This window comes from Chrysiogenia bacterium, from assembly GCA_020434085.1.
GTDB lineage: Bacteria > JAGRBM01 > JAGRBM01 > JAGRBM01 > JAGRBM01 > JAGRBM01.
In genome coordinates, this window is the sequence record JAGRBM010000501.1 from 1 (window position 1) to 3,301 (window position 3,301).

The following is a 3,301-nucleotide window of genomic DNA, read 5'->3' on the forward strand; positions in this document are numbered from 1 at the left end:
CGCTACCGGCCAGCAGGTCACCGTGAGCTGCGCCGGCGGCGACGAGGGCCGCGTCTACGAGGGCGCGCTCAAGTTCGTCGTGGAGAAGATCGATCTGGAGGGACTTGAAGAGCCCCGCACCAGGGTGATGATGAACCTGGCCAACCCGGCCGAAGCCTTCAGCCTCTCCTTCCTGCCGAGCGCGGGCGTGGGACTGGCGCGCGAGGAATTCATCATCAACACCTACATCAAGATCCACCCGCTGGCCCTGCTGCGCTACGACCAGATCGAGGACGCCGACGCCCGTGCGAAGATCGACGAGCTGACCGCCGCCTACGAGGATAAGCCGCAGTTCTTCGTCGACAAGCTCGCCGAGGGCATCGCCATGATCGGTGCGGCCTTCTATCCGCGCGATGTGATCGTGCGCCTCTCGGACTTCAAGAGCAACGAGTACGCCAATCTCATCGGTGGGCGCCAGTGGGAGCCCCACGAAGAGAACCCGATGATCGGTTTCCGCGGGGCCTCGCGCTACTACAACCCGCGCTACCGCGAGGGGTTTGCGCTCGAATGCCGGGCGCTCAAGAAGGTCCGCGATGACATGGGGCTCACCAACGTGAAGATCATGATTCCCTTCTGCCGCACGGTCGAAGAGGGTCGCAAGGTGCAGGCCGAGATGGCCAAGCATGGTCTCAAGCGCGGCGAGAATGGCCTGGAGATCTACGTCATGTGCGAGATCCCGGCCAACGTGATTCTGGCCGACCAGTTCTCGGAGATTTTCGATGGATTCTCCATCGGCTCGAACGATCTGACCCAGCTCACGCTGGGCGTGGATCGAGACTCGGAAATCATCGCCGAGCTCTTCGACGAGCGAAACGACGCCGTGCGCTCTATGCTCGCCCAGGCCATCTCCCGGGCGAAGGCCAACGGCCGCAAAGTCGGCATCTGCGGGCAGGCCCCCAGCGACTACCCGGAAATCGCCCAGTTCCTCGTCGAGCAGGGGATCGACTCCATCTCGCTGAACCCGGACACGGTCCTGAAAACGACCCTCAAAATTCTGGAGCAGGAGAAGAAGTCCGGAAGTTGACTCTGAGTCACCGATCAGTCCCTTGGCACATCCGGCAAACAGGCTAGATTTGAGCCGGTCGCTGCCTCAATTCTGGCCACCTGCCCGCCTTCCGGGCAGGATTTCCGGCGGCATGCCCGCTTTTTTTCATTCTCCCGCCTTCCTTGTGACGCTAGAATGGTTGCTGGAAAGTAACAGCACGGCCTTCTCTGTGGGCGCCCGGACAGATCACAGATGACATCGGACATATGCGGCGAAAGTTGCATGGCATACGCTGGGGGGTACCATGTCGGACAGGATGCAAGAGGGCGCGCAAAACCAGTCACGGGAATCCAGCCCGGGCTCCACGGCGAAATCGCCCGCAAGCGACTGCGGCCAGGATCTCGTTCAACGTCCCAAAAACATTCAGGCCCAGCTTGCGCGACTTGCCGATCCGGACACGCGCATGCGCGCCCTGGCCACCTGCGCGGTGTGCCGCCTGGGCGAGCGGATGCAATCCCAGATCGATCGCATGGAGTATTTCCGAAAACTCCTGCAGGCCGCCTGCGGCGCTCCCCTGGATTCGAGCCGCGAACCCCAGAGCCTGCGCGCCGACCGCCTGAGCGTGGGCGTCGATTTCCCCGAGCTCGATACGGTTCCCCACTGGACTGAAGTTGCTGACGATGGCCGGATCTCCATCCCGTTTCTCGAGTTCATCGTCACGGGCATCGATGCAGAGCTGAGTTGCTTCAGCCGGCATCCCGAACTCAGCGCGGGCGACCTGAAAAAGATCAAGCGCGTGCACACCAGGCTCGCCGATCTCCTGCGCGAGATCACCCCGGAGGACGAGCCCTCCGACGGGTTGCCGCGCCTGCGCGAGGTTTTTGTCGATCCCAACAAGCTCGTCCCCCTGTGCGAGGAAAACGGCCTGCTCCATCAGGCCATTGCCGCTTGCCGCACGGGCTGTGAGCGCATCGATTCCTCCAGTTAAGTCAGAGTTTTTTTAGCCGTGTTCAGCGCGATCCTTCGCATGCTGCTACGATTCTTTCGCCGCCTGCTGGGCGGGGGGAGGAAGTCCCCTGTGCGCGAACAAGCAGGGAAAGTTCGTCGTGAAGAGCCGAGCATGACAGAGAAGAAACAAGCGCCCGCAGCCGCAGGCAAGAAACCCAAGGCGGATGGGCACGCAGCACCGGATGCACCGCCAAAGCCGGCGCCCGGGCAACCGATCAAGCTGCCGCCGCTACCGCCGCTTCCGGGCGGGGGCGAGTTCCCGCGCGCGGTGCTCGCCATGGTGGACCCCACCCTGCTCTTTCTCTACTGGGTCCTCGACGACGCGCTTGTCACGCGCACCGGCTCGGGTGGGCAAGCGCTCCTGTGCGTCGATGCCTCGGCGGACGGCGCGCACTTCAGCGAGGTCGCGCGCATCCACTTCGATTTTCGCGCCCCGAACTGGTACCTGCAGAACCAGCACACCAACTGCACGCTTCGCGTTCGCCTTGGCATGGAGAACGAGAACGGATTCGACGAGATTCTCCGCAGCGAGCCGCTGCGCATTCCGCGCATGGAGCCCGGCGATGAGCCCGAGCGCTGGCTCGACCTGAGCGAAAAGCGAAAAGAGCGCGCCGTGCTCTCGCCGAAGCTCCCGGCGGCGCGCGACTGGCCGCTGGCCGTCAGCCAGGCCGGCGCCGCGCAGGGATCGAGCCACCTGCTGCCCGTGAGCCCCGGCCAGTGGAACCCGAGCGGCCGGTCCATTGCGCCCGATGCCCGGCTCGACATTCCCAATCCGCCGGCCGACGCCTACCTGGCACTCGTCCTGCACGCCCACCTGCCCTTTGTTCGCCACCCGAGTCGCACGGCCATGGAAGAGGCCTGGCTCTTCGAGGCAATCCTCGGCACCTATCTGCCGCTACTCGATATTCTCGACCACCTCGAAGAAGAAGCAGTCCCCGGGCGCATCACCATGTCGCTGACCCCGCCGCTGGCAAGCATGCTCCGCGACGAGGTGCTCATGGCCAAGTTCGACGAGCACCTGGGCAAGATGTGCGAGCTGGCAGTTCTCGAGCTCGACCGCACCCGTACCGATCCCAAATTCGGCCCCGTCGCTGGTTTCTACCGCGACCGCCTCGAGCGCCAGCGCTACCTGTTCGAAGAAGCCTACGGCCGTGACCTGGTCGGGCACTTCGCGCGCCTGCAGGAGCAGGGCCGCATCGAGATCATCACCTGCACGGCCACTCACGGGTTTCTGCCCCTGCTAAAGGACAGCCCCGAATCGGTGCGCGC

At 64.1% G+C, this 3,301-nt stretch carries 3 protein-coding genes; all 3 read left to right on the top strand.

Features of this window, described 5'->3' with window-relative positions:
* Positions 1–1,063: phosphoenolpyruvate synthase (locus tag KDH09_16910; protein ID MCB0221380.1), on the top strand; the 1,063-nt coding region annotated here is incomplete at its 5' end.
* A 265-nt stretch (positions 1,064–1,328) separates the two neighbouring features.
* Entirely contained in the window at positions 1,329–2,012 is a 684-nt protein-coding gene (locus KDH09_16915; protein MCB0221381.1) for a hypothetical protein, read from the top strand.
* A 132-nt stretch (positions 2,013–2,144) separates the two neighbouring features.
* The coding region (locus KDH09_16920; protein MCB0221382.1) for a DUF4912 domain-containing protein at positions 2,145–3,301 on the top strand (1,157 nt) is incomplete at its 3' end.